17 protein-coding genes are annotated in these 22,824 nt (G+C 73.5%); 4 read left to right on the top strand and 13 right to left on the bottom strand.

The window, feature by feature from the left end:
- Nucleotides 1-50: 50 nt before the first annotated feature.
- Nucleotides 51-755, bottom strand: coding sequence for a response regulator transcription factor (locus AB0Q96_RS26920; RefSeq protein ID WP_365329781.1), 705 nt, complete (start codon nt 753-755; stop codon nt 51-53).
- A gap of 72 nt (nt 756-827) precedes the next feature.
- On the opposite strand from AB0Q96_RS26920, the gene AB0Q96_RS26915 reads away from it, so the two are divergent.
- Nucleotides 828-2,030, top strand: coding sequence for a UDP-N-acetylglucosamine--N-acetylmuramyl-(pentapeptide) pyrophosphoryl-undecaprenol N-acetylglucosamine transferase (locus AB0Q96_RS26915; RefSeq protein ID WP_365329780.1), 1,203 nt, complete (start codon nt 828-830; stop codon nt 2,028-2,030).
- Entirely contained in the window at nt 2,027-3,040 is a 1,014-nt protein-coding gene (locus AB0Q96_RS26910; RefSeq protein WP_365329778.1) for an SDR family NAD(P)-dependent oxidoreductase, read from the top strand. Before AB0Q96_RS26915 ends, AB0Q96_RS26910 begins: the two co-directional genes overlap by 4 nt.
- Nucleotides 3,041-3,152: 112 nt before the next feature.
- Here the strand turns inward: AB0Q96_RS26910 and AB0Q96_RS26905 are convergent, their stop codons facing one another.
- Both AB0Q96_RS26905 and AB0Q96_RS26900 read right to left on the bottom strand, forming a co-directional pair.
- Nucleotides 3,153-4,169 carry a DUF3533 domain-containing protein gene (locus tag AB0Q96_RS26905; RefSeq protein ID WP_365329776.1) on the bottom strand — a complete coding sequence of 339 codons (1,017 nt, stop codon included), beginning with the start codon at nt 4,167-4,169 and terminating at the stop codon, nt 3,153-3,155.
- 250 nt (nt 4,170-4,419) lie between these two features.
- Nucleotides 4,420-5,109, bottom strand: coding sequence for a DUF6445 family protein (locus AB0Q96_RS26900; RefSeq protein ID WP_365329774.1), 690 nt, complete (start codon nt 5,107-5,109; stop codon nt 4,420-4,422).
- 306 nt (nt 5,110-5,415) lie between these two features.
- Here AB0Q96_RS26900 and AB0Q96_RS26895 point away from each other — a divergent pair, with 306 nt between their 5' ends.
- Nucleotides 5,416-6,432, top strand: a complete 1,017-nt coding sequence (locus AB0Q96_RS26895) for a helix-turn-helix domain-containing protein (RefSeq protein ID WP_365329772.1) — start codon at nt 5,416-5,418, stop codon at nt 6,430-6,432.
- Complete coding sequence (locus AB0Q96_RS26890; protein WP_365329770.1) at nt 6,429-7,421, top strand: alpha/beta hydrolase; 993 nt, start codon at nt 6,429-6,431, stop codon at nt 7,419-7,421. Before AB0Q96_RS26895 ends, AB0Q96_RS26890 begins: the two co-directional genes overlap by 4 nt.
- 54 nt (nt 7,422-7,475) lie before the next feature.
- On the opposite strand, the gene AB0Q96_RS26885 is transcribed toward AB0Q96_RS26890, so the two are convergent.
- The 10 genes from AB0Q96_RS26885 to AB0Q96_RS26840 form a co-directional block, all read right to left on the bottom strand.
- Nucleotides 7,476-9,731 (bottom strand): helix-turn-helix domain-containing protein, encoded by a 2,256-nt coding sequence (locus AB0Q96_RS26885; protein WP_365329768.1) that lies wholly within the window; start codon nt 9,729-9,731, stop codon nt 7,476-7,478.
- Nucleotides 9,732-9,843: 112 nt separating this feature from the next.
- Nucleotides 9,844-10,980 carry a helix-turn-helix domain-containing protein gene (locus AB0Q96_RS26880; RefSeq protein ID WP_365329766.1) on the bottom strand — a complete coding sequence of 379 codons (1,137 nt, stop codon included), beginning with the start codon at nt 10,978-10,980 and terminating at the stop codon, nt 9,844-9,846.
- A 137-nt stretch (nt 10,981-11,117) separates the two neighbouring features.
- Nucleotides 11,118-13,985 (bottom strand): AAA family ATPase, encoded by a 2,868-nt coding sequence (locus AB0Q96_RS26875; protein ID WP_365329765.1) that lies wholly within the window; start codon nt 13,983-13,985, stop codon nt 11,118-11,120.
- Between the two features lie 60 nt (nt 13,986-14,045).
- A complete protein-coding gene (locus AB0Q96_RS26870) occupies nt 14,046-14,660 on the bottom strand; it encodes an FMN reductase (protein WP_365329763.1) in 615 nt (204 codons plus the stop codon).
- Nucleotides 14,657-15,742, bottom strand: coding sequence for an LLM class flavin-dependent oxidoreductase (locus tag AB0Q96_RS26865; protein WP_365329761.1), 1,086 nt, complete (start codon nt 15,740-15,742; stop codon nt 14,657-14,659). The genes AB0Q96_RS26870 and AB0Q96_RS26865 overlap by 4 nt, the downstream gene beginning before the upstream one ends.
- Nucleotides 15,743-15,845: 103 nt before the next feature.
- On the bottom strand, nt 15,846-16,682 hold the full coding sequence (locus AB0Q96_RS26860; protein ID WP_365329759.1) for an alpha/beta hydrolase: 837 nt from the start codon (nt 16,680-16,682) through the stop codon (nt 15,846-15,848).
- A 130-nt stretch (nt 16,683-16,812) separates the two neighbouring features.
- Nucleotides 16,813-19,569 carry an AAA family ATPase gene (locus AB0Q96_RS26855; RefSeq protein WP_365329757.1) on the bottom strand — a complete coding sequence of 919 codons (2,757 nt, stop codon included), beginning with the start codon at nt 19,567-19,569 and terminating at the stop codon, nt 16,813-16,815.
- Nucleotides 19,566-20,453 (bottom strand): carbohydrate ABC transporter permease, encoded by an 888-nt coding sequence (locus tag AB0Q96_RS26850; RefSeq protein ID WP_365329755.1) that lies wholly within the window; start codon nt 20,451-20,453, stop codon nt 19,566-19,568. The genes AB0Q96_RS26855 and AB0Q96_RS26850 overlap by 4 nt, the downstream gene beginning before the upstream one ends.
- Nucleotides 20,450-21,415: a sugar ABC transporter permease gene (locus AB0Q96_RS26845; protein WP_365329753.1), complete on the bottom strand. Its 966-nt coding sequence runs from the start codon at nt 21,413-21,415 to the stop codon at nt 20,450-20,452. The genes AB0Q96_RS26850 and AB0Q96_RS26845 overlap by 4 nt, the downstream gene beginning before the upstream one ends.
- Complete coding sequence (locus tag AB0Q96_RS26840) at nt 21,415-22,746, bottom strand: extracellular solute-binding protein (RefSeq protein WP_365329751.1); 1,332 nt, start codon at nt 22,744-22,746, stop codon at nt 21,415-21,417. Before AB0Q96_RS26840 ends, AB0Q96_RS26845 begins: the two co-directional genes overlap by 1 nt.
- Nucleotides 22,747-22,824: the final 78 nt, after the last annotated feature.

The raw sequence follows: 22,824 nt of genomic DNA, 5'->3' as shown, positions 1-22,824 counted from the left end.
CGCCTCCCCCGGTTCCCGCGCCGGCTCTTCCGGCTCCCCGCCGCGCGCCGTCACGCCGGTCCCAGCCGGTAGCCGACGCCGTGCACCGTGTGGACGAGCCGTGGTTCGCCGCCCGCCTCCAGCTTGCGGCGCAGGTATCCGACGTACACGGCGAGGGAGTTGGACTCCGGGCCGAAGTCGCGGCCCCAGACGAGTTCGAGGATGAGCTCGCGGGGCAGCACCTGGCCGGGGTGGCGCAGCAGCAGTTCCAGGAGGGACGCCTCGGTGCGGCTGAACTCGAGGGTCCGCCCGCCCCGGCGGCCGGTCCGCGTCCCGGGGTCGAGGAGCAGGTCCTCGTACGCCAGGGGCTCCGGGCCCCCGTCCTGTCCGGCGGGCTCGGGGGCGGCACGGCGGAGCAGCGCCCGTACGCGCGCGAGGAGTTCGTCGAGGGCGAAGGGCTTGACGAGGTAGTCGTCGGCGCCCGCGTCGAGGCCGTCGATGCGTTCGCTGACCGAGTCGCGGGCGGTGAGCACGAGGATCGGGGTGCGGTCGCCGGCCGCGCGCAGCCCGCGGCACACGGCGAGGCCGTCGATGCCCGGCATCATCACGTCGAGGACGACGGCGTCCGGCTCCCACAGGGCCACCGCCGACAGGGCGGCGAGGCCGTCGGGCGCGCCGCGCACCTCGTATCCCTCCACGGTCAGTCCGTCCTCGACGGCGGCCCGGACCTCGGGCTCGTCGTCGACCACCAGCACGCGGTACACCTTCGGCTCCATGCCCCGAATGATGCCAAAGCCGAGCGAACCCCCTCTTAGAACCTTCTTAGGGCGAGCCGTGAGAGTGCGGCCATGGACACACCACGCACCCGGCCGCCGCTCTCCGTGGTGATCGGCGCGGGCGGCACCGGGGGTCACATCTACCCGGGTCTCGCCCTCGCCGACGCCTTGCGCCGCGCGGTCCCCGGAGCCGCCGTCTCCTTCATCGGGACCGCCCGCGGTCTGGAGGGCCGGCTGATCCCGGACGCCGGATATCCGCTGCACCTCGTCGACATGATCCCCTTCGACCCCGGGCTCGGGGCGCGCCGCTTCCTGTTGCCGGCGGCGCTGCTGAAGTCCGCGGGGCAGGCCCGCGAGATCCTGCGCGCCGGGGGCGCGGAGGTCGTCGTGGGCATGGGCGGATACCCCAGCGCCCCGGCGGTGCTCGGCGCGCGGTTCGCCGGTCTGCCCGCGCTGATCCACGAGTCCAACGCGGTGCCGGGCCGGGCCAACCGGTTCGCGGCCCGGGTCACCCCGCACCTCGCGGTCGCGTTCGACGCGAGCCGGAGCCATCTGCACGGCGGGCAGGACGCCCGTACCACCGGCATGCCGATCGCGGCCGGGATCGCCGCGCTGGCCGCCCTCCCGGTCGGCTCCGGCGCCCGGGAGGCCCGCCGCGCCGAGGCCGTGCGGCGGCTCGGCGTGCCCGAGGGGCGGCGGCTGATCGTCTTCAACGGGGGCAGCCTGGGCGCGGCGCGCCTCACCGAGGCCGCGCTGGGCCTCGCCGAGCTGTGGCGCGACCGGGACGACGTCCACCTGCTCGTCAAGACCGGGCCCGCCGCCCTCGCGGACGCCCGGCGGCGGCTGGCGGAGGGCGGCGGGGCGCGCGTCGCACGGGCCGTGCCGTACCTGGACGCGATGGCCGAGGTGTACGCCGCGGCCGACCTGATGGTGTGCCGGGCGGGTTCCGCGACGGTCGCGGAGCTGGCGGCCACCGGCGTCCCGGCCGTCCTCGTGCCCTACCCGTACGCCCCCGGCGACCACCAGACGCACAACGCGCGGGTCCTCACCGATCCGGGTGCCGGACTGCTGCTGCCGGACGCGGAGACCACCGCCGGGCGGCTGGCCTCGCTGCTCGCCCCGCTGCTCGACGCGCCGGCCCGGCTGGCCGCCATGGCGGGGGCCGCCGCGCCCGGGCCGCACGCCCACGCCGCCGACCTGCTCGCCGCCGAGGTGCTGCGCCTCGCGGGCCACCCGCTTCCCCTTTCCCTCACCACCGCACTGGAGCTCATATGACCGGCACCCCGACCCTCGTCCCCTCCGTCTGGGAGGGCCGGACCGTCCTCGTCACCGGCGCCGAGGGCTTCATCGGATCGACGCTCGTGGACCTGCTCGTGGAGCGGGGCGCCCGGGTCCGCGCCTTCGTGCACTACAAGCCGTACGGCGAGAAGGGCCATCTGGCGCGCTACCTGGACGACGACCGGGTGGAGATGTGGGCGGGCGACGTCCGCGACCCGGGCCGGGTCGACGACGCCGTCGCCGGCTGCGACACCGTGTTCCACCTGGCGGCGCTGATCGGCATCCCGTACAGCTACGTGTCGCCGGGCGCGTACGTGCAGACGAACGTGACGGGCACCGAGCACATCGCCGAGGCGTGCCGCCGGCACGGCGTGCGGCGTCTCGTCCACACCTCCACCAGCGAGGTGTACGGGACCGCCCGCACCGCCCCCATCGCGGAGTCGCACCCGCTCCAGCCGCAGTCGCCGTACTCGGCGTCGAAGATCGGCGCGGACATGATGGCCCTCTCCTTCCACCACGCCTTCGCGCTCCCGGTGACGGTGGTACGGCCCTTCAACACGTACGGGCCGCGCCAGTCCGCACGCGCGGTCATCCCCACCATCCTGGCCCAGCTGCACGCGGGCGCCCGGGAGATCAAGCTGGGTTCGCTCACCCCGACCCGTGACTTCACCTATGTCACGGACACCGCGGAGGGCTTCCTGGCCGTGGCGGAGTGCGACCGGGCGCTCGGCCACGTGGTGAACCTCGGCACCGGCCGCGAGATCTCCGTCGGTGACCTCGCCCGGGCGCTCGTGACGGCCTCGGGCCGGGAGGCGGAGGTCGTCGTGGACCGCACCAGGCTGCGCCCGTCCGGCAGCGAGGTCGAGCGGCTGCTCTCCGACAACGCGCGCGCCCGCGACTGGGCCGGCTGGGAGCCCCGCGTCTCCCTCGAAGAGGGCCTGCGCCGCACCTCGGACTGGATCGCCGCCCATCCCCACCTGTTCGCGCCGGACCGCTACCAGGTCTGACCGGGTACGGACCTCGGCCCGGACGCGGAGACGGGTACGGAGACGGACGCGGACAGGGCGGGGGTCCGGCACGTGTGACGTGCCGGACCCCCGCCCTGTCCGTACGGTCGCGTCAGCTCGTGACGGCCGCCGTGTCGCGCGGGCGGCGGGGCCGCGCCATCGCCAGGGTGACGGCGGATCCGAGGGCCGCCCAGAAGCCGAGGACCAGCAGGGACGTACCCATGGCGTTGCCCTGGAAGTACGCGATCGAGCGCGCCGCCCAGGTGCCCGCGCCCGGCGGCAGGAAGGGGCCCGTCGCCTGCCAGAACGGCGGCAGCATCGGCAGCGGGAAGGCGCCGCCCGCGCTCGGATTGCCCATCACCACGATGAGCAGGATCGCCAGGCCGATGCCGACGATCCCGAAGATCGACTCCAGGGCGAGCGTTATCGCGCCCACGGCGAAGACCACCAGGGTGCCCAGGCCCCACAGGGCGGCGATGCTGCCGGGCAGGGCGTTCAGGACGGGGCCCACGATGATCGCGCCGCCCAGTCCGCCGAGGACCGCGGACACGGCGAGGGCGCCCAGCCGGATGAGCGCACGGGGCTTGTTGTCCGGCCGGGAGCCGCTGCTGACGGCCAGGATGGACGCGCAGATGTAGCCGCCGACGCACCAGCCGACGACCAGGTAGAACGCGGAGAGCGCGTTGAAGTCCCCCGCAGCGGCGGGGGCCACGTCGACCGTGTCCACCTGCCGGTGCTGGGCGCCCTCCACCTTGGTGATCATCTCCTCCAGGCCCAGGGAGAGCGCGGAGCCGCCGCCGGACGCGACGAGCAGGGTGTCCGTGCGGCCGGCCGGGTCGACGACCAGGGCCCCGTCGATCTCGCGCTGCGCGATCTGCTCGCGGGCGGTGGCCTCGTCGGCGACGACGCGCGCGTCGAGCGGCGCCCCGGGCAGCTTCTCCAGCTGCCCGACGAACTGCGCCGACACGGTGTGGGGGGCCACCACGCCGAAGGGGACGTCCTTCGGCTTCGGGTGGTGCAGGGCACCGACGTACGAGGCGATGAAGAGCAGTTGCAGGACGAGGACGCCCACGACGAGCAAAGCGGCCCGCGGCGTGACGGCGCGCTTCATTTCGGTACGGAAACTCATCCGTACAGGCTAAGCACCTCCCCGGAAGGGCCTTTATGCCTCTTGTTTCCCCACCGACCGCTCAACTCTCGCCGCCCATAAGGGCAATGGCGCGTCGAAACGGCTCGCGGAGGGACGGAGGTCCCGCGAAAAAGGGGTCCTTGGTCCCGCGGGAACGCAACCTACCGCCCTGGCCCGGATCACCTCTCGCCGACCGCGCCGTCACCCCATGGCGGACGGCCACGGGACCACTCGGGACGTCCGCCCACCGCTAGGCCATCCAGAAGAAGACGGCGGTCATCCGCTTGTCGTCCAGGGTGGTGCCGGTGTAGCCGGTCGCGGTGTGGATGAGGTTGGCCGCGTACAGCAGCAGGCGGTTGTAGCGGGGCGGGACGCGCAGGTCCTCGGTGAAGGAGTCCTCCGGTACGAAGCGGGTGCCGAGCGCGTCGACCAGGTTGTTGTGCGGGGCGAGCACCTGGTTGCCGCCGAGCACCCCGCCGGGCAGGCTCTGGCGGTAGAAGCTGGTGCCGCAGTCCTTCGGCGGGTCCGGGCTGAGGTACAGCACCGCCGCGTAGCGGCACAGGCTCCGTGAGTCGGTGTGCGGGCGCGGTTCGCACTCGTCCTTGCCGACGACCTGGACGCAGTTGTGGTTGAAGGTGCCACCGCCGGCGGGGTCCACGGCCCAGAGCTTCCGGGCTCCCGTGGCCCCGCGCACCAGTCTCTCGACCCGGGCCAGCTCGGCCGGTTCGAGGCCGGGCATGGTCCGCAGCCCAGGCCAGGGCTCGGGCTTGTGCGGGTAGCCCTCCACCCAGTCGTCCCGGGCGAGCATGCGCGCCCGCACGGCGTCGGGGTCGGGCAGGACGTCGTCCAGGATCCAGTAGTCCCGACCGCGGGTGGGCTTGCGGTACGGAAGGGCCCGGGGCTTGCTGTGACGTGGGGGGTGCGACGGCAAGGACGGCATGACGGGAACGCTAGGGGCCGGGGAGGGCGCCGGCCTCCAAGGGGCCGCCAAGACTGCGGCAAGAGATCCCTATCCAGGCAAGCGGAAGGGAAAAAGTCCCCGTGGCGGCCGGTCGGGGCAGGAATCCGGCAGTGCCGATTCCTGCCGGTGGTTCTGCCTGGAGACGGAAACGGGACGCTGCTTGGCTGGTCCGTGCGGGCGGGAATCCCCGGCCGCCTTCCACCGGGCGGGCGCAGCGCCCTGTTCCGCCGGTGGCAGCCCCGGAGTCACCTCCCCCCGATCCCCCCGAGCGGAGAGAAATTGAGCGTGGTGTTGACGACCGCCTCCGTGCCGGACCAGGACAAGGTCGCGTACTGGAACGACGCGGTGAGCAGGTCGCTGGTGCCGATGGCCGTCACCCCTCGGGGTGACGGGCCGTTCGACGGCCGGATCGCCACCGACCGTCTCGGGTACCTCCAGGTCGCCACCGTGGAGGCCGACGCGAAGCGGGTCAGCCGCACGCCGGAGTTGATCGCCAGGTCGTCCGAGGCGCTGGTGGCGGTCGGTGTCCAGATATCCGGCACGGCCACCTTCGTCCAGGACGGCCGGCGGGCCGAGGTGGGTGAGGGCGACCTGGTCGTGTACGACACGAACCGGCCGTACTCCTTCGACTATCCGCAGCGGTTCGCCACCCACGTCTTCCAGCTTCCGCGCCGGACGCTGGGCGTGCCGGACGGCGACATCCGACAGGTCACGGGCCACGCGATCGGCACCGGGGACGGTTTCGGCGCGATGCTGCTCCCGTTCCTGGCGGCCTTGGCCTCCTCCCCCGCCGGCGGCTATCCGCCGACCGTCGCGGACCGGCTGGCCGGCAACGTCGTCGAGCTGTTCGCCACCCTGATCGCCGAGCGCGCCCACCCGGGCGGCACGGACACGGACGCGCCGAGCCATCTGGTGACGCGTGTCCGGGACCACATCAACCGGAACCTGGCCGACCCGGATCTGTCGCCGGAGCGCATCGCCCGGGCGCAACGGATCTCCGTCCGCTACCTGCACCGGCTGTTCGAAGGCGAGGGGACGACGGTGGGTCAGCTCATCCGGCAACGGCGCCTGGAGGAGTGCGGCCGCGAACTGGCCCGCCGCGGCACGACGGCCCCCACCGTGTCCGCCGTGGCCCAGAGGTGGGGCTTCGTCAGCCCGGCCCACTTCAGCCGGTCCTTCCGCGCCGCCTACGGCGTCTCCCCCCGGGAATGGCGCAACCTGCGTGTTCCGCCGCCCGAGCAAGGACCCGCGCACCGAACCTCCCTCTCCCTTCAGCCACTCTCGGCAGGAGGCCCTGGGTGACCGACTTCGTCCCCTCGTCCCCCCGGCCCGTCCTGGACCGGCCCACCCGGGCGTTCGTGGCCCGGCACGCCTGCCCGCCGTCGGCGTGCGACCAGGACCTGGGGCAGGCCCGTCTGGACCTCGCGCGGCTCCAGGGCACGTACGCCCCCGACCCTAGCGACCGGGACGCCGTCTCCACGGAGTGGTTCGCCCTGCCGGGCGGGCCGACCGGTCACGTGCGGGTGCAGGTGGTCAGGCCCGCCGGCAGCGTCGGCGAGATCCCCGTCGTGCTGTTCCTGCACGGCCTCGGCTGGGTTCTGGGCGACGCCGACACCCATGAGCGTCTGGTGCGCGCCTTCGCCCTCGGCACGGACGCGGCCGTGGTCTTCGTCGCGTACGAGCGAGCCCCCGAGGCGCGGTACCCGATCGCCGTCGAGCAGTGCTACGCCGTCGCGAAGTGGGTCTGCGAGCGAGGCGGCGAGATCGGCCTGGACGGAAGCCGGATGGCCGCCGTGGGCGACTCGACGGGCGGCAACCTGGTGGCGGCGCTGACCCTGCTCGCCAAGGAGCGCGGAGGGGTGCGGCTGCTCCAGCAGGTGCTGCTCTGCCCGGTCACCGACGCCGCCTTCGACACCCCCTCGTACCGGGAGTTCTCCACCGGCTACTTCCTCGGCGGTGACACCATGCGCTGGTTCTGGGACCAGTACCTGCCCGACGTACGGCGGCGGAACGAGGTCACCGCGTCGCCGCTGAGGGCCTCCCTGGAACAGCTCGCCGGTCTCCCGCCGGCACTCGTGATCACCAGCGAGGCCGACGTGGTGCGCGACGAGGGTGAGGCGTACGCGACGAAGCTCCGGGCGGCCGGCGTGCCGGTGGTGTCCGTGCGCTACCACGGGACGGTCCACGGCTTCATGGTGCTCGATCCGCTCCGCGACACGGACGCCGCCCGGGCCGCCCTCGTCCAGGCTCTCGACACCGTGCACGTCGCCCTGCACCGGCACCGCGACTGAGCCCCGGCCCCGTACACCCGGCGGCGGGCGCCCCTCACCCGACGGCGGTGCCGCTCACCCGGCGGGGAGCGAGTCCAGGAGCCTGCGCGCGGCCCTCAGGTCCTTGCCGTCGACCGCCTCGCCGAACGCGACGACCTGACGGAGACGGGAGCGGGCCTCGTCGGCTTCCCCCAGTTCGATCAGGGCCTCTCCCAGGTGCACGAGCGCGCTGCCCTCGATGTGGGGGATGCCGATGCGGTGGGACTGCGCCACGGCGTCGCGCAGGTGGTCGGCGGCCTCGCGCCAGCGCCGCAGGACCGCATGGCCGCGACCGAGCGCGCCGGTCGTGTTGGCCCGGTACATGTCGGCGAGGTGCCCGCTCACCGGGCAGTCCCGCGCGTCCAGGAAGGTGAGGATGCGCTGGTGCTGGGCCAGGGCCTCCTCGGCGCGGCCGAGGAGGCGCAGCGAGGTTCCGTGGGTGAACATGGCGCCCAGCCAGCCCGCGCGGTCGTCGGTCTCCTCGTAGAGGCCGATGGCGGAGAGCGACGTGTCGGCCGCCTCCTGGACCTCGCCGAGCTCCGACAGGGCCCAGGCCGCCAGCGCCAGCGCCGAGGCCTGCTGGGCGGTGTCACCGGCGCGGCGGGCGCACTCCAGCCCTTCGCCGGCCCGTTCGACGGCCTCCCGGTACCGGGATTCGCAGGAGAGGGACCAGGAGTACACGTTGAGGTGGAAGGCCTGCATGTACGCGTCGTCGAGGGCGGTGGCGGCCTCGCCGGCCAGCCGGAAGACCTCGGGCCAGTGCCCCCAGTGGACCCACAGGTTGCAGAACCACTCCATGGCGTGGGCGGTCTCCACGACCCGGCTGTGCTCACCCCGACGGGCGGCGCCCCGCAGCGCGGCGAGCCAGGAGGGGGCCTCGTTCTGGAGCCAGGCACGGGCCTCCTCGGCGCTCTCCAGCGGGACCGGTCCCCGCCAGGAGGAGGGCGGCGCCCCGTACGCGGGCTTGTACCAGCGGCCGGCGATCACGGCGGTCTCCAGGAGCCAGGCGCGCAGCCGGTCGTCGGCCGCCTCCCGCTCGCCGGGTCCTCCCTCGCGGGCCAGCCGGGCGCGGGCGAACAGCCGCAGCAGGTCGTGCACCTGGTAGCGGCCGGTGAAGGTGGCCTGCAGCAGGCCGGCCTCGACGAGCTCCTCCATCACGTCCTCGGCCTCGAAGACGTCGGTGGCGGTCAGGGCGGCACCGTAGGCGGCGGTCATGTCCGGCCCCGGAACCAGACTCAGCAGCCGCAGCATGCGCGCCGCCTGGCCGGTCAGCTGACGGTAGGACAGTTCGAACGCCGCTTCCACGCGCGTGTCGCCGGCGGCGAGCGCGCCCAGGCGGCGTTCTTCGTCGGTCAGGCGCCGGACCAGGTGGTCGACGGTCCATCCGGACCGGACCGTCAGCCAGTTCGCCGCCACCCGCAGGGCCAGCGGCAGTCGCCCGCACAGCTCCGCCACCCGTGCCACCGCCGCGGCCTCCGCGTCCGCCCGCTCCTCGCCCAGGATCCGGCGCAGCAGATCGACCGCTTCCTCCTGCGTCATCTCCGACAGCGGCAGGCGGCCGACGTCCTCGAGGCCGGTCAGCGGCCGCCGGCTGGTGACCAGCACCAGACTCCGCCCGCCGGCCGGCAGCAGCGCACGCACCTGTCCCTCGTCGCGGGCGTTGTCCCACACCACCAGGCACCGGCGGTCGCCCAGCAGCGCCCGCAGCAGCCCCGCGCGGCCCCGCTGGTCCTCCTGCGCGAGCCGGCGGTCCGACACGCCGAGGGCCTTCAGCAGCTTGAGCAGCGCCTCGCCCGTGTCCACAGGGCCGTCCACGCCGTGCAGGTCCACCACGAAACAGCCGTCGGGGAACTTCTCCGCCAGATCCGCCGCCGCCTTCAGCGCCAGTGTCGTCTTCCCGCACCCCGGAGGACCCGAGACGACCCATACCGACGCCCGTCCGCCGTCCAGGGTCCGTTCCGCGGCCTCCCGCAGGAGGGCCAGCTCCGGTTCGCGTCCCGTGAAGTCCCCCACCGATCGCGGCGGCACGACCGTTCCCGCCACCGCGACCGCGCGCGTCGGACGCGCCGCCCGCACCGTGGCCAGCAGTGCCTCCCGCTCGTCGTCCGCGAGTCCGAGCCCCTCCGCCAGCGCCACCACCGTGCGCCGCTGCGGCACCAGGCTGCGCCCCCGCTCCATGTCGCCGATGGCCCGGACGCTCACGCCCGATGCCTCGGCCAGCTCCTCCATCGTCAGACGGCCTCGCTGCCGCAGTCCGCGCAGCACGGCTCCGAAGGACTTCTTCCCGTACACGACTCCTCTTTCCTCCCTGCCCCCGGGCGAAGAGCAAGGTGCGTTGTTGGGCAGGACCCCGGGCCGGGGAGCGTTCACTTCTGGGCGCCGGGCAGGACGGCGTGCGGGCGTCTCAGCGCCTTCGCTCGTCCTGGGTGTCCTGGGTGTCCTGGGTGTCCTCGGTGTCCTCGGGCATCGGGGCGAAGGCCGAGGTCGCCAGGGCCTGCCATGCGCTCGGGCTCATGCCGTAGGCCCCACGGAACGTACGGCTGAAGTGCGAGGGGCTGCTGAAGCCCCAGCGATGCGCGAGCGCGGCCATCGTGACTCTCCGGCCGGAACGGCTCAGCTCGAACCGGCAGGACTCGAGCCTGCGCCGCCGTACCCATTGGCTCACCGTGCTGCCGTCGTTCTGGAAGAGCCTCTGCAGGTACCGGACGGAGATGTGGTGGGCGCGGGCGATCGACTCCGGTGAGAGGTCCGGGTCCATCAGGTGTTCCTCGATGTGGGCGTGGACGCGGGACAGCATCTCGTCGGCGGCCCCTGAGGCGTCGTCGGCCTCGTCCGTGGTGTCCGCTTCGAGGAGCTCCACGACCAGGACGGAGAGGAGGTGTACGGCCGTCCGGGCGCGCCGGTCCCCGATCGTGGACCGGCGGAACTCCGCCTCGGCGGCGAGCGCGGTCAGGAAGCCGGACGCCAGTGCCCCGATCCCCTCCCCGCCGCGTACGGGGACGCCGAGCACCCGGTTCAGTTCCGGCTCCGTGACGCCCAGGTAGCAGCGGGGCACCCGGAAGAAGATCATCCGGCAGTCCTCGCCGAACCGCAGCAGGTGCTGGCGGGCCGGGTCGCAGAAGACCAGGTCGTTCGGCTCCAACGGGGTCTCGGCGCGTCCGTGGACGACGGTGACGGGTCCACGGACGTGGACGCCGAGGTACACGTGGTTCGACTCGTCCGTGTCCGGCATCTCGGAGAGCATCTGGACCAGCCACCCCGAGCGGGCGGAGGGCGGGACCGCAGCGGGAGCTTGCGGAGGCACCCGCTCCTGGGTCGCGCCCTGGGCGAGGACGTGGCGGAGGGTCGCGTGCTCGGCGCGGCCCGGCGGCGGGGCGCCGACGCGGACCGGGTCCTCGTCGCCGAGGGGGCGTCTCGTGCGGACCGTGCGGACCAGCGGGTCGTCGAAGGCGACGGACCGGCCGAGCCGCTCCGCGCGCTCGTCGGCGCCTGCCTGGAGCTCGGGGCTGCCGGGGCGGGCTCGCTGGAGCCTTACGGTCATGCGGTGTTCCTCTCACGATCAAGGGTGCCCCGCGGACTTCTGCGTTCCGCGGTTCTTGATCAGTCTGAGGAAACGAGGACGTCGGCACATCGCACGAATCGTCCATTGCCACGACGCCCACATGGGATACGAAGCGATTACGCTCCGTCGTCGCGGTGCCTCGCCAGCCGGGTCAGCTCGACGCGCGAGGTGACGTCCAGCTTGGTGAAGGCCCGGCGCAGGTGCGAGCTCACGGTGTGCGGGGAGAGGGAGAGGTGCTCGGCCAGCTGCTGGTTGGTCAGCCCCCGGGCCGCGAGCCGTACCACGCGTAGCTCCGCGGCCGTCAGTTCGGGCCATGCGTCGGAGAGGCCGGACGTCGAGGGCCGGCGGCGGACGCCGGCGGCCCGCAGGCGCCGACGGACGCGGGTGACGTCCCGTTCGGCGCCCGCTCGCGTGTAGAGCGCGAGGGCCTTCTCGAAGTGGGGCACCGCCTCGGACCTGCGGGTGGCCGCGAGCTTGCGTCCGGCGTCCTCAAGCGCCGACGCCCGGGCCAGCACCCGCGGGCAGTCCTCGTACAGCCGGACGGCGCGTACGAGGGGGGCGAGGTCGTTGTCGAGGAGTCCCCGGGCGTGCGCGGCGGTGGCGGCGAGGAAGGTGAGCTCGGGGTTGAGGGCGGCTCGCTGCTCGGCCAGGGCGACCGCCTGCGCGGCCGGTTCGCGCCTGCCCGCGCTCAGCGCCAGGCGGACGAGCACCGGGGCGTCGGCGGGGTCGATCAGGCCGGCGTAGGCGGGACGGTCCGCGGCGGGTGAGGTCATCACCTCGTCGAGTGCGGCCATGGCACGGTCGGGCCGGCCGTCGAAGTCGGCCATCAGCGCCAGCATCCAGGTGCCGAAGTGCCGGACGACGGGCGCGCCGTCGGTCCGCATGCGCGTCGCCTCCGCCGCGTACGCGCGCGCGGTCCGCCGGTCGCCGGTGTGGAGGGCGACGCGCAGCATCACGTACCGGAGGGTGACGTCGGCGAGGTTGCCCGGGCCGGGATCGTCGGCCCCTGCGGCCGCGGCTTCGGCGTCGGCCCGGGCGTCCGTCAGCCGTCCGGTTTCGAGATGGATGCGGGAGCGGGTCATGAGCCACATGCGGGTGGCTGCCGTCCGGCCCTGCTCCCGGGTGATCCGGATGCCCTCCTCCGCGACGGCGAGCGCCTCCGCGGTGCGTCCGGTGGTGTTGGACAGGAGGGCGTGCCACAGGGCCTCCGGTACCCACAGCGAGGTGCTGACTCCGAGGGCGACGGCCAGCGCGGCGGACCGCTCGGCCTGCCGGAACGCCTCGGTGAGGTCCATCCGGTGGAAACTGGCCGCCGAGCGGACCGTCGTCAGCGTGGCCTCGGCGGTGCGGTCGCCCGCCGCCGCCGCGGTCTCCCACGCCTCGGCGGCGATCCGCTCGGCCGCCGCGTGCTCGCCCGACATCGACAGGCCGATGGCGAGCATGGCGAGCAGCCGTCCCCTCACGGTGACGGATATCCCGGGCAGTGCCGCCCCGGCGCGGGCCTGCCGGACGGCCTCGGAGAAGTCGAACTGTACGGAGAGGCGGGCCAGCGCGAGGCGTACGAGTGCCTCGCCCTCGGGTTCGAGGCCGCCGGCCGCCAGGGCGGTGGCTCCCAGGTCACGCGCCTGGGCCGCACGGCCCGTCTGCCAGAGCAGCGGGATCGTCTCGGCGATGATCCGCGGCCGCTCCGGAGCGGCGGCGGCGGTGAGTTCGAGGGCCTTGAGGCTGCGTTCCGCGGCGGTTCCGGGAGCGGTGGCCGCGAGTTCCGCCGCCTCGGTGCGCAGCCGGTCGGCCTCTACGGCATCACCCGCCTCCGCGGTTCGCTGCGCTGCGTCCGCTCCCTCAGGCGGCCCGGGACGGGCGACGGGGGCGCCCGCGCCTCCCGGCGCCGGTCCGGCGGTCTGCCGGCGGAGGGCCTGGCGCAGGGGCAGGGGCAGGCCGGCTTCGACCGCCTCGCGGATCAGGTCCTGACGGAAGGCGAGGCGGTCGCCGTCCTCGGCGAGCAGGTCGGCGTCGAGGGATTCCTGCACCGTCCTGATGAGCGCCGCCGGGGACCTGCCGAGCAGTTCGGCGAGCAGCGCGACGGTGACCGGGCCGCCCACGCCGGCGGCCGTCCGCACCAGCTCGCGGGCCTCGTCCGACAGCTGGTCGAGGCGGCGCTCGACGGAGGGAAGCTCCCGTGGGGCCGGGGGTCCGTCGGACAGCCTGGCCGTACCGTTCTCGATCGTCACCGCCGCGTCCTTCCGCAGGGAGCCGATCAGCTCGACCAGGAGCTGTGGCACCCCCTCGGCGCGGCGCGCGACGCGCAGGACGTCCGGTCCCGGGGCGGCGCCCAGGACGTCCTCGCTGATCTGTGTGGTCGCCAGGTCCCCCAGCGCGCCGAGGGCCAGCTCGTGTGCCCCCGCCTGCCGGATCCGGTCCAGGGTGGTGCGCACTCCCGAGGGCACGCTGCCACCGCGGACGGCGACCAGCCAGAGGATGGGGTGCGACGAGAGGCCGGCCGCGAGGGTGTGGAAGGTGAGGAGGGTCAGATCGTCGCACCACTGGAGGTCGTCGAGGACGATGAGCAAGGGGCCCTTGCGGACGGTCTCCCGCAAGCGGTTCCCCAGTTCCTGGAGCAGCCAGAACCGCTGGCCGGGTGTGGTGGCGAGGTCCCGGAGACGGGCGACGCCCGACAGCGGCCCCTCGCCGGCGAGCACACCGTCGAGGAGCGGGCCGAGCGGCACGAACTGTCCGTCCGGGTCCGCCGCGCCCTCGAACACCCTCGTCCCGCGCCGCCTCGCGGCTGCCGCGGCCTCCGCGAGCATCCTGGACCTGCCGATGCCGGCGGGGCCCTGGACGCGGACGATCCCCCCTTCGCCCCGGCCGAGCGCGTCGAGCAGCGCCTCGATGAACGCCAGTTCGGCGTCCCTGCCGCGGAGGGGCGTCCGTGCGCCGTCGAGCTCCTCGGGCACGGTCCTTGTCGTCACTCGGTTCACGCTCATACGGCGGAACAGTATGAACCATGGGAACCACCCCGCCGTCGCCCGGCCCACGGGCCCGTCTCAGTCGAAGCGCAGGTCGGCGAGTTGCCGTTCGAGTGCCGTGACGTCGTCCTCGGGCTCCTCGCCGGCCGGGCGCGCCGCCATGAGCGTGGCGAGCTCGACGCCCGCGCGGCGGACGCGGCCGGGCAGGCCGTCGGTGTACTCGTCCCCGCCCGAGCCCCAGTCCTCGGAGGCCGCGAACACGGCGGTGGGGACGACGACGGCGCGGAGGTAGGCGAACAGCGGGCGCACGGCGTGTTCGAGGGCCAGGGAGTGGCGGGCGGTACCGCCGGTCGCCGCGATCAGGACGGGCTTGCCGGTGAGGGCGTCCGGATCGATCACGTCGAAGAAGGACTTGAAGAGACCGCTGTAGGACGCCGCGAACACGGGAGTCACGACGATCAGGCCGTCGGCCGCCGTCACCGCGTCGATCGCGGCGCTCAGTCGCGGCGGGGGAAATCCGGTCACGAGGTGGTTGGCGATGTCGCCGGCCAGTTCGCGCAGCTCCACGACCTCGGTCGACGGGGCCCGCCCCCGGGCGGCGAGCTCGTCGCGGGCCGATTCGGCCAGCCGGTCCGCGAGCAGGCGGGTGGAGGAGGGGGTGCTCAGTCCCGCGGAGACGACGATCAGCCTCATGCGGCGGACACCTCCCGGGCGGCTCGGAGGGACGCGTGCGTGGGGGCCTGCGGCACGTCGGCCGGACGTCCCTGGGCGAACTCCCGTCGCAGGACGGGCACGACCTCTTCGCCGAGGAGGTCGAGCTGCTCCAGTACGGTCTTCAGCGGCAGCCCCGCGTGGTCCATCAGGAACAGCTGGCGCTGGTAGTCGCCGACGGACTCACGGAACGACAGGGTCCGGTCGATGACCTGCTGGGGGGAGCCCACGGTCAGCGGGGTCTGCTCGGTGAAGTCCTCGAGCGAGGGGCCGTGGCCGTACACGGGAGCGTTGTCGAAGTAGGGGCGGAACTCCCGTACGGCGTCCTGGGAGTTCTTGCGCATGAAGACCTGCCCGCCCAGGCCGACGACGGCGTCCTCCGGCCGGCCGTGGCCGTGGTGCGCGAACCGGCGCCGGTAGAGCTGCACCATGCGCCGGGTGTGGTCGGCCGGCCAGAAGATGTTGTTGTGGAAGAAGCCGTCGCCGTAGTAGGCGGCCTGCTCCGCGATCTCGGGGGACCTGATGGATCCGTGCCAGACGAAGGGCGGGACGCCGTCCAGCGGCCGCGGTGTCGAGGTGAAGGCCTGGAGCGGCGTACGGAACGTGCCCTCCCAGTCCACGACGTCCTCGCGCCACAGGCGGCGCAGCAGCGCGTAGTTCTCCTTGGCGAGGTTGATGCCCTGGCGGATGTCCTGGCCGAACCACGGGTAGACCGGACCGGTGTTGCCGCGCCCCAGCATGAGGTCGACCCGGCCGTCGGCCAGGTGCTGGAGCGTCGCGTAGTCCTCGGCGATCTTCACCGGGTCGTTGGTGGTGATCAGCGTCGTGGACGTGGACAGGATCAGTTTCTCGGTGCGGGCGGCGATGTGGCCGAGCAGGGTGGTCGGTGAGGACGGGACGAACGGCGGGTTGTGGTGCTCGCCGGTCGCGAAGACGTCCAGGCCGACCTCCTCGGCCTTGAGCGCGATGGCGACCATCGCCTTGATGCGCTCGTGTTCGGTCGGCGTGCGGCCGTCGGTGGGGTCCGGGGTCACGTCCCCGACGGTGAAGATGCCGAACTGCATGGTGTGTTCTCTCCTGAGCTCGTCCGGTTCCCGCGCCGGGGAACCGGGGGCCGGGGTGCCGCCGGGGGCTCCGGCGTCACCCCGGCGGGTCAACGGTGCCGCGTCACTTCGCCAGGAAGGCGAGGAGGGCGGTGTTGACCTCCTCGGCGTGCGTCCACAGCAGACCGTGCGGGGCGCCCTCGATCTCGACGTAGTCGGCCGACGGGAGCGCCTTGTGGAAGGGGCGCGAGGTGCCCTCGGCCGGCAGGATGCGGTCGGCGGTGCCGTGCAGGATCAGCGCCGGGACGTCGACGGCGGGGATGTCGGCGCGGAAGTCGGTGTACCAGGTGGCCGGCGCGGCGGACGCGGCGAAGGAGCCGCCGCGGGCGGCGGTGTCCCAGCTGTTGCGGACGGCCTCCTCGCTGATGCGGGTGCCCAGGTTCTCGTCGAGGTTGTAGAAGTCGTTGAAGAAGGCCGTGTAGTAGGCGTAGCGGTCGGCCTTCACGGCGGCGACGACTCCGTCGAAGAACTCCTTCGGGGCGACGCCGTCCGGGTTGTCGTCGCTCTTGAGCAGGCAGGGCTCCAGGGAGGCCAGGAAGGCGACCTTGGCGACGCGCTCGGAGCCGTACGTGGAGACGTAGCGGGCGACCTCGCCGGTGCCCATGGAGAAGCCGACGAGGACGGCGTCCCTCAGGTCGAGGGTCTCCATCACGGTGTTCAGGTCCGCGGCGAAGGTGTCGTAGTCGTAGCCGGTGGTCGGGTGCGAGGACTGCCCGAAGCCGCGGCGGTCGTACGTGATGACGCGGTGGCCGGCTTCGAGCAGCGCGGCGCTCTGGCGCTCCCAGGAGCGTCCGTCGAGGGGGAAGCCGTGGATGAGGACGACGGGCTGCCCGGCTCCCTGGTCCTCGAAGTACAGCTCGACGGGGTTGGTGTTCTCCTGGCCCACGGTGATGTACGGCATGGGTTTCCTCGATTCGGGGTGGCTCGTCCGCGCGTCGGAGCGGCGCGGTACGCCCGTCACGCTAGGACCGGTCCCGCAGCCGATGTTGCCGTCCCGCGCACCACACCTTGCACGGGGGCGCAGAGCTCGCTCAGTCGCCGGCGGTCGGTGCGGCGTCGTCCTCCGCGAGGACGATCCGGGCCAGCTGGACCCGGGAGCGCACGGCGAGCTTGCGGAAGATCGAGGCCAGTTGGGTGTTGACCGTGTGCGGGGAGACGACGAGGGTCTCCGCGGCCGAGCGGTTGGTGTGGCCCGCGGCGATCAGCCGGGCCACCTTGCGTTCCGAGGCCGTGAGCGCGTCCCAGCCCTGGTCGGGGCGCGTCCCGGGGCCGCCGGTGCGCCGGCCGGGGCGGCTGGTGGCCCGTTCCAGATCGGCGCGGACCCGCTCGGCCTCGCCGTCGGCCCCCGCCTGGGCGTAGAGCTCGTGCGCCTTGGTCAGGGCGGGTGTCGCGGCGGGGTCGCCCGCGGTGAGGAGAGCGTGCCCGAGGTCGGCGGACGCGGCGGCGAGGGACAGCGGCCGGGGGCCGGTGCGGAGGGTGCGGACCGAGCGCTCCAGGAGTTCGCGGTCGGCGTTCACCAGGCCGGCCACGTGCTCGGCCGTCCCCCGGGCGGTGGGCACGGTGGGGTTGCGGGTGGCGTGTTCGGCGGCCTGGGACGCGAGGTCCTCGGCCAGCTTCCGGTCCCCGCCGCGCAGGGCGATCCGCACGGCCTGGACGACGTGGGGGCGCAGCAGCCGCCACCGGAGGAAGGGGTGGTCCCGCTGGACGGACCGGAGCAGTTCGGCCGCTGCCGCGTGGTCGCCGTCGGCGTCGGCGACGACGGCCTCGAAGTACCGGTGCGCGGCGTGGTTGCCGGTGTTCGGCCGGTCGGCCAGCGTCGTCCGCACGACGTCCAGGTGTTCCCGCGCGGCTTCCCGGTCGCCGCGCAGCAGCGCGAGGAGGCCGCGGTTGACGCGGATGTTGACCAGGTTGCCGGGCACGTGGAGCTCCGATTCGAGCCGTTCGGCGGTGACGAGGTCGGCATCCGCGTCGTCGAGCAGGCCGAGCCCCATGTGCAGGGTTCCCTGGGCCCAGATCAGCATCGCGGGGCGCAGCGGAGGGTCGCCCGCCGTCCGGAGCAGTCTCCGTACGGTGTCGAAGTCGTCCGTGTGGATCCGGGCGACGGCCTCCTCCGGCAGGAAGGCCGCGTCGAACACGCTCAGCACCGTGTGGTGTTCGACGGCGGCGGCGCAGTCGCCCGCGTTGAGGGCGATCTCGCCGAGCCCCCACAGCGCGAGGACGCGGGCCTCCCGGTCGCCGGCCCGCTCGGCCTCGGCGAGCGCCCGTTCGGCGGTCTCGCGAGCGGCCCCGAGGTCGCTCCCCCGGGACCGGGCCAGGGCCAGCCGGGCGGTCAGCCGGGCGCGGACGGCCGGGTCGGTGACGGCTGCCAGCGCCGCCGTCAGGCGGCGGTTCAGCTCCTGGACGTCGTCGAGGTGCCACAGCGTGTCACCGAGTACGGACTGCAGACGGGCGAAGACGTCCAGGGGAGGCTGCCGGGCGAGCAGCGCGTCGCCGGCCTCCCGTGCCTGCGTGTAGCGCCCCGCGCGGGTGAGCGCGACGATGGCCCGTTCTCCCAGGTCGTACGCCAGGGGAGAACGGGGCGGTACGAGTTCCAGGGCGCGTAGCGCCAGGTCGGCGGCGAGGCCGGGCAGCACGGCGATCAGGTCCGTGGCGGCCGTGTCGAGCAGTCCGATCGCCTCCGTGTCGCCGGGTTCGGCGCTCTTCAGCAGATGCGGGACCGCGTCGACGGAGCTCCGGCCGGCGGCGACGAGCCGGCGCGCGGCCTCCCGGTGCAGCGCCCGGCGTACGGAGGGGGCGAGGTCGGCGTACACCGCCTGGCGGAGCAGGTCGTGGCGGAACAGGAGGCGGTCGCCGTCGTCGTGGAGGAGGGCGGCGTCGATCGCCTGGTCCACTTCGGCGCTGAGTCCGGAGGCGGGCCGGCCGCACAGGGCGGCGGCGTCCGCGAGCGAGAACGCGCGGCCGAGGACCGAGCCGATCCGCAGGAAGTGGAGGGTGTCCGGCCGGAGGCCGGCCAGCCGGTCGCGTACGCCGAGGACCAGCCGCTCCGGCGGTGCCGCCCCGTCCGCGCCGGTGGCCGCGATGCCGGCGAGCATCTCGGTGGCGAGGAAGGGGTTGCCGCCGGCCCCGTCGAGGAGCCCCGCGAGCCGCTCCGGCACGTCCGCGCCGAGGACGTCGTGTGCCAGCTCGGTCAGGGCCGTGTCGGGCAGCGGCCGCAGGGGGAGGGTCGTGGTGGGCGGGCCCTGCCCGTACAGGTCGGGGTCCTCCCGGCCCGTGAGCAGCCAGAGGACCGGGGAGCTGAGCAGCCGTGCGGGCATGACGCTCAGGGCGAACCGGCTCAGCGGGTCGGCCCATTGGACGTCGTCGACGGCGATGAGCAGGGGCGTGCCCACCGAGCGCTCCTCGATCAGCTGGGCCAGCCGTTCGACGAGCCAGATGCGCTGGTCGTGGTGGCCGGCGAGGTCCGCGAAGTCCGAGCCGGACAGCAGCGGCGGGTCACCGTGCAGGAGGCCGGAGGCCAGTGAGGCGAGCGGTGCCAGCTCGTGCAGTTCCTCGGCGCGTCCGTGGCTGACGACGAATCCGTGGGCCCGTGCGATCGCGAGGGTCTCCCGCAGCAGTTCGGTCTTCCCGATGCCGGGCTCGCCCAGGAGCAGCGCGATCGCTCCGCCCTCGCCGTCGCGCACCGCCTCGACCAGGGCGCGCAGCCGCTCCAGCTCGGCTTCGCGGCCCCGTAGACCGGGCCTGCTCAGGCCCGTCGCCGCGGTGTGCTCCTCGGGCCGGTCGGGGCTCATCCCTTGACCGATCCGGCGAGCAGTCCCCGTGCGAAGTGCCGCCGGAGGGAGAGGAAGACGAGCAGCGGGACGAGTGCAGCCACGAAGGCTCCCGCGGTGAGCCGCTGCCACTCGTTGCCGTAGGTCCCGGCCAGGCTCGCCAGTCTGACCGTCATCGGCGCGGTGTCGGCCGTTCCGCCGGAGAGGGTCAGTGCCACGAGGAGGTCGTTCCACACCCAGATGAACTGGATGACGGCGAAGGTGACCAGGGCCGGGCGGGCCAGGGGCAGCACGATCCGGAGCAGCAGCGTGCCGTGCGACGCGCCGTCGACGCGGGCGGCCTCGATCAGGTCCCGGGGCAGCCCGGCGAGGAAGTTGTGCAGGAGGAACACGGCGAACGGCAGCGCGAAGACCGTGTGGGCGAACCAGACCTGGGCGAACCGCGCGGGACCGGTGAGGTGCCACGCGGGCAGGAACAGCCAGCCCTCGGAGAGCAGCTTCAGGAGGGGGACGAGCGCCATCTGGAGCGGCACGATCTGGAGGGCGAAGATGCCGACGACGAGCGCGTCCCGCCCCCTGAAGTCGATCCACGCCAGGGCGTACGCCGCGAAGAAGGCGAGGACGAGCGGGAACAGCACGGAGGGAAGGGTGATGACGACGGAGTTGACGAAGTACTCGGCGAGCCGCCCCGACCCGCTGCTTCCGCCGGACAGCACCTCGCGGTAGTTGTCGAGCGTGAAGTGCGGCGTACCGAGCACGGTCCACCAGCCGGTCGTCTTGATCTCGTCCTCGGGGCGGAACGAGGACAGCAGCAGACCGAGGGTCGGGGTCGTCCAGAGGACCGCGATCAGCACCGCGATCGCCGTGAGGGCACGGGAGGCCAGACGCTCCCGGACGCCGTTCACCCGGCCCTCCGCCGGGCCCGGACCTGGTGGGCCACGAAGGGCGTGACGAGGACGAAGAGGAGCACGGCGAGCGCCGCGCCGCGGCCCGTCTCGCCGTAGCGGAAGGCCTGGTCGTACATCTCGTGGGCGAGGACGCCCGTGTCGAACTGTCCGCCGGTCATGGTCTTGACGATGTCGAAGGCCTTGAAGGTGCCGATCGCCTGGGCGAGGAGCACGACGAGCAGCGTGGGCCTGATCGACGGCAGGGTGATCCGCCGGAAGATCTGCCGGGGGGACGCGCCGTCGAGCCGGGCGGCCTCGGTCAGCTCCTCGGGAACGGCCCTGATCGCGGCGGCCAGCAGGACGGCCGCGAAGCCCGCCTGGGTCCACACCATCGCCACGATGAGGAACAGGACGTTCCAGGGAGAGTCCACGAGCCATTGCCGCGGTTCGCCGCCGAGCGCCACGACGAGGCGGTTCAGCAGCCCGATCTGCCCGGCTTCCTCGGGACGGTAGGCGTAGACGAACTTCCAGACGACACCCGCGCCGACGAACGACATCGCCATCGGCGCCAGGAGCAGGGACAGCGCGAACGCCCTGCACCGCGACCGTACGACGGCCGCCGCGTAGAGCAGACCGGCCGCGGTCGCCAGCGACGGCACGAGCACCACCCACGCCAGGGTGTTGCGCAGCGCCACCAGCGCCCGGGGGTCGGTGAACATCCACACGTAGTTGTCGAACCCGGCCCAGGTGGCTCCCCCGTCGTCGGTGAACGACAGCGCCAGGGTGCGCAGACCGGGCAGGAGCAGGCCGACCGTGAGCAGCAGCAGGGCCGGGGTCAGCAGGATCAGGGCCGCGGCCCTCCTGCGTACCGGCCCCCGGTGCAGCGCGAACAGGACCAGGGCGACCACCGCCGCGAAGGCGGCGACGCCCTGGAGCAGGTACATCAGCTTGGGCTGCTGGGCGACGGCGTCGAACGACATCAGTTTCTCGGCCAGGACCGTTCGATGGAGCCGGCGACCTGTCGGGTGCTCGCGCCGCCGATCCAGTCGACGGCTCCCTTCCAGAAGGTCCCGGCACCGACCGAGGCCGGCATGAGGTCCGAACCGTCGAACCTGAACTGCGTCCGGGGATCCTGGAGCAGCCGGATCGAGAGCTCGTCGACCGGGGTCGCGGCGTTCGCCGGGTCCACGCCCCTGTTGGCCGAGACGAACGGTCCCTTCTTCATCCGCGCGTTCGCGAAGTCCGCGGAGGCCAGGTACTCCTGGAACGCCCGCACCTCGGGACGGTCGGCGAACGCGGCGGTGAACACCCCACCGCCCAGCACGGGGCGGCTCGCCGGATCGGCCCCCGGGAGGAGGAAGGCGTAGACGTCCTTGTCCGGTCCGATCTCGGTGCCCTTCGGCCACATGCCGGCGTAGAACGAGGCCTGGCGGTGCATCGCGCAGTCGCCGGAGAGGATCGGCGTGCCGGCCTCCTGGAAGGAGATCGACGCCATCGACCGGGCCGGGCCGAAACCGCCGTTGGCGTACCGGTCGTTCTTGAGGATGGACCCCACGGTGTCCATGGCCTTGATCACCCGGGGGTCGTCGAACGGGATCCGGTGGGCGACCCACTGGTCGTAGACGTCCGGGCCCTGCTGACGCAGCAGGACGTCCTCGATCCAGTCGGTCACGGGCCAGCCGGTCGCCTCGGCGGACTCGACGCCCGCGCACCAGGGCTTGACCCCCGACGCCGCCACCTTCTCCGTCAGGGCCATCAGCTCGGACCAGGTGCGGGGAACGCTCAGTCCCCTGTCGCGGAAGAACCTGGGCGAGTACCAGACGAAGGACTTCACGTTCGCGACCAGCGGCGTGCCGTAGAGCGTGCCGTTCACGGTGGCGTAGCTGTTCCAGTCGGCCGACCAGCCCTGCTGGGCGAGGGCGACGACCCCGGGGCTCGCGGGCTTGAGCTTCCCGGACCGGGCGAAGCGTTCCAGCAGCCCGGGCTGCGGGAAGAACGCCACGTCCGGCGCGCTCCCGCCGTCGACCCGGAGCTGGATCTGGGCCTCGAACCCCCCGTCCCCCTCGTACTGGACGTCGATTCCGGTGCAGGCCGCGAAGTCCGCCCAGGTCGCTTCGAACAGGTCGGCCTCCCGGTCCCGGTTCTCCGCGTAGACGGTGACCTCGGTGCCGGGGTGCTCGCCGTACCGGGCGTACCGTCCGCAGTCCGCGGTGGTGTGCGTCCGCGAACTGCCGGCCTGCGGGGTGCCGCAGGCGGTGGCGGTGACGGCGAGGGTGATGACCGCGAGAGCGAGCCTCGCGCCGAACCTCATGGGTGTATCTCCTCCGATCGCCCACCGAGGCGTGCTCGGGGGCGACCAGAAGCTACCAGCGCTCGAACAATATCGACT

The sequence above is a fragment of the Streptomyces sp. NPDC093111 genome, from assembly GCF_040683955.1.
Classification (GTDB): Bacteria; Actinomycetota; Actinomycetes; order Streptomycetales; family Streptomycetaceae; genus Streptomyces.
This window is presented reverse-complemented; position numbering and strand designations above follow the sequence as displayed.

What these genes read in the sequence shown, in the direction of transcription:
- AB0Q96_RS26920 (WP_365329781.1), bottom strand. Translation starts at nt 755, where the DNA reads ATGGAGCCGAAGGTGTACCGCGTGCTGGTGGTCGACGACGAGCCCGAG.
- AB0Q96_RS26915 (WP_365329780.1), top strand. Translation starts at nt 828, where the DNA reads ATGGACACACCACGCACCCGGCCGCCGCTCTCCGTGGTGATCGGCGCG.
- AB0Q96_RS26910 (WP_365329778.1), top strand. Translation starts at nt 2,027, where the DNA reads ATGACCGGCACCCCGACCCTCGTCCCCTCCGTCTGGGAGGGCCGGACC.
- AB0Q96_RS26905 (WP_365329776.1), bottom strand. Translation starts at nt 4,169, where the DNA reads ATGAGTTTCCGTACCGAAATGAAGCGCGCCGTCACGCCGCGGGCCGCT.
- AB0Q96_RS26900 (WP_365329774.1), bottom strand. Translation starts at nt 5,109, where the DNA reads ATGCCGTCCTTGCCGTCGCACCCCCCACGTCACAGCAAGCCCCGGGCC.
- AB0Q96_RS26880 (WP_365329766.1), bottom strand. Translation starts at nt 10,980, where the DNA reads ATGACCGTAAGGCTCCAGCGAGCCCGCCCCGGCAGCCCCGAGCTCCAG.
- AB0Q96_RS26875 (WP_365329765.1), bottom strand. Translation starts at nt 13,985, where the DNA reads ATGAGCGTGAACCGAGTGACGACAAGGACCGTGCCCGAGGAGCTCGAC.
- AB0Q96_RS26870 (WP_365329763.1), bottom strand. Translation starts at nt 14,660, where the DNA reads ATGAGGCTGATCGTCGTCTCCGCGGGACTGAGCACCCCCTCCTCCACC.
- AB0Q96_RS26865 (WP_365329761.1), bottom strand. Translation starts at nt 15,742, where the DNA reads ATGCAGTTCGGCATCTTCACCGTCGGGGACGTGACCCCGGACCCCACC.
- AB0Q96_RS26860 (WP_365329759.1), bottom strand. Translation starts at nt 16,682, where the DNA reads ATGCCGTACATCACCGTGGGCCAGGAGAACACCAACCCCGTCGAGCTG.
- AB0Q96_RS26855 (WP_365329757.1), bottom strand. Translation starts at nt 19,569, where the DNA reads ATGAGCCCCGACCGGCCCGAGGAGCACACCGCGGCGACGGGCCTGAGC.
- AB0Q96_RS26845 (WP_365329753.1), bottom strand. Translation starts at nt 21,415, where the DNA reads ATGTCGTTCGACGCCGTCGCCCAGCAGCCCAAGCTGATGTACCTGCTC.
- AB0Q96_RS26840 (WP_365329751.1), bottom strand. Translation starts at nt 22,746, where the DNA reads ATGAGGTTCGGCGCGAGGCTCGCTCTCGCGGTCATCACCCTCGCCGTC.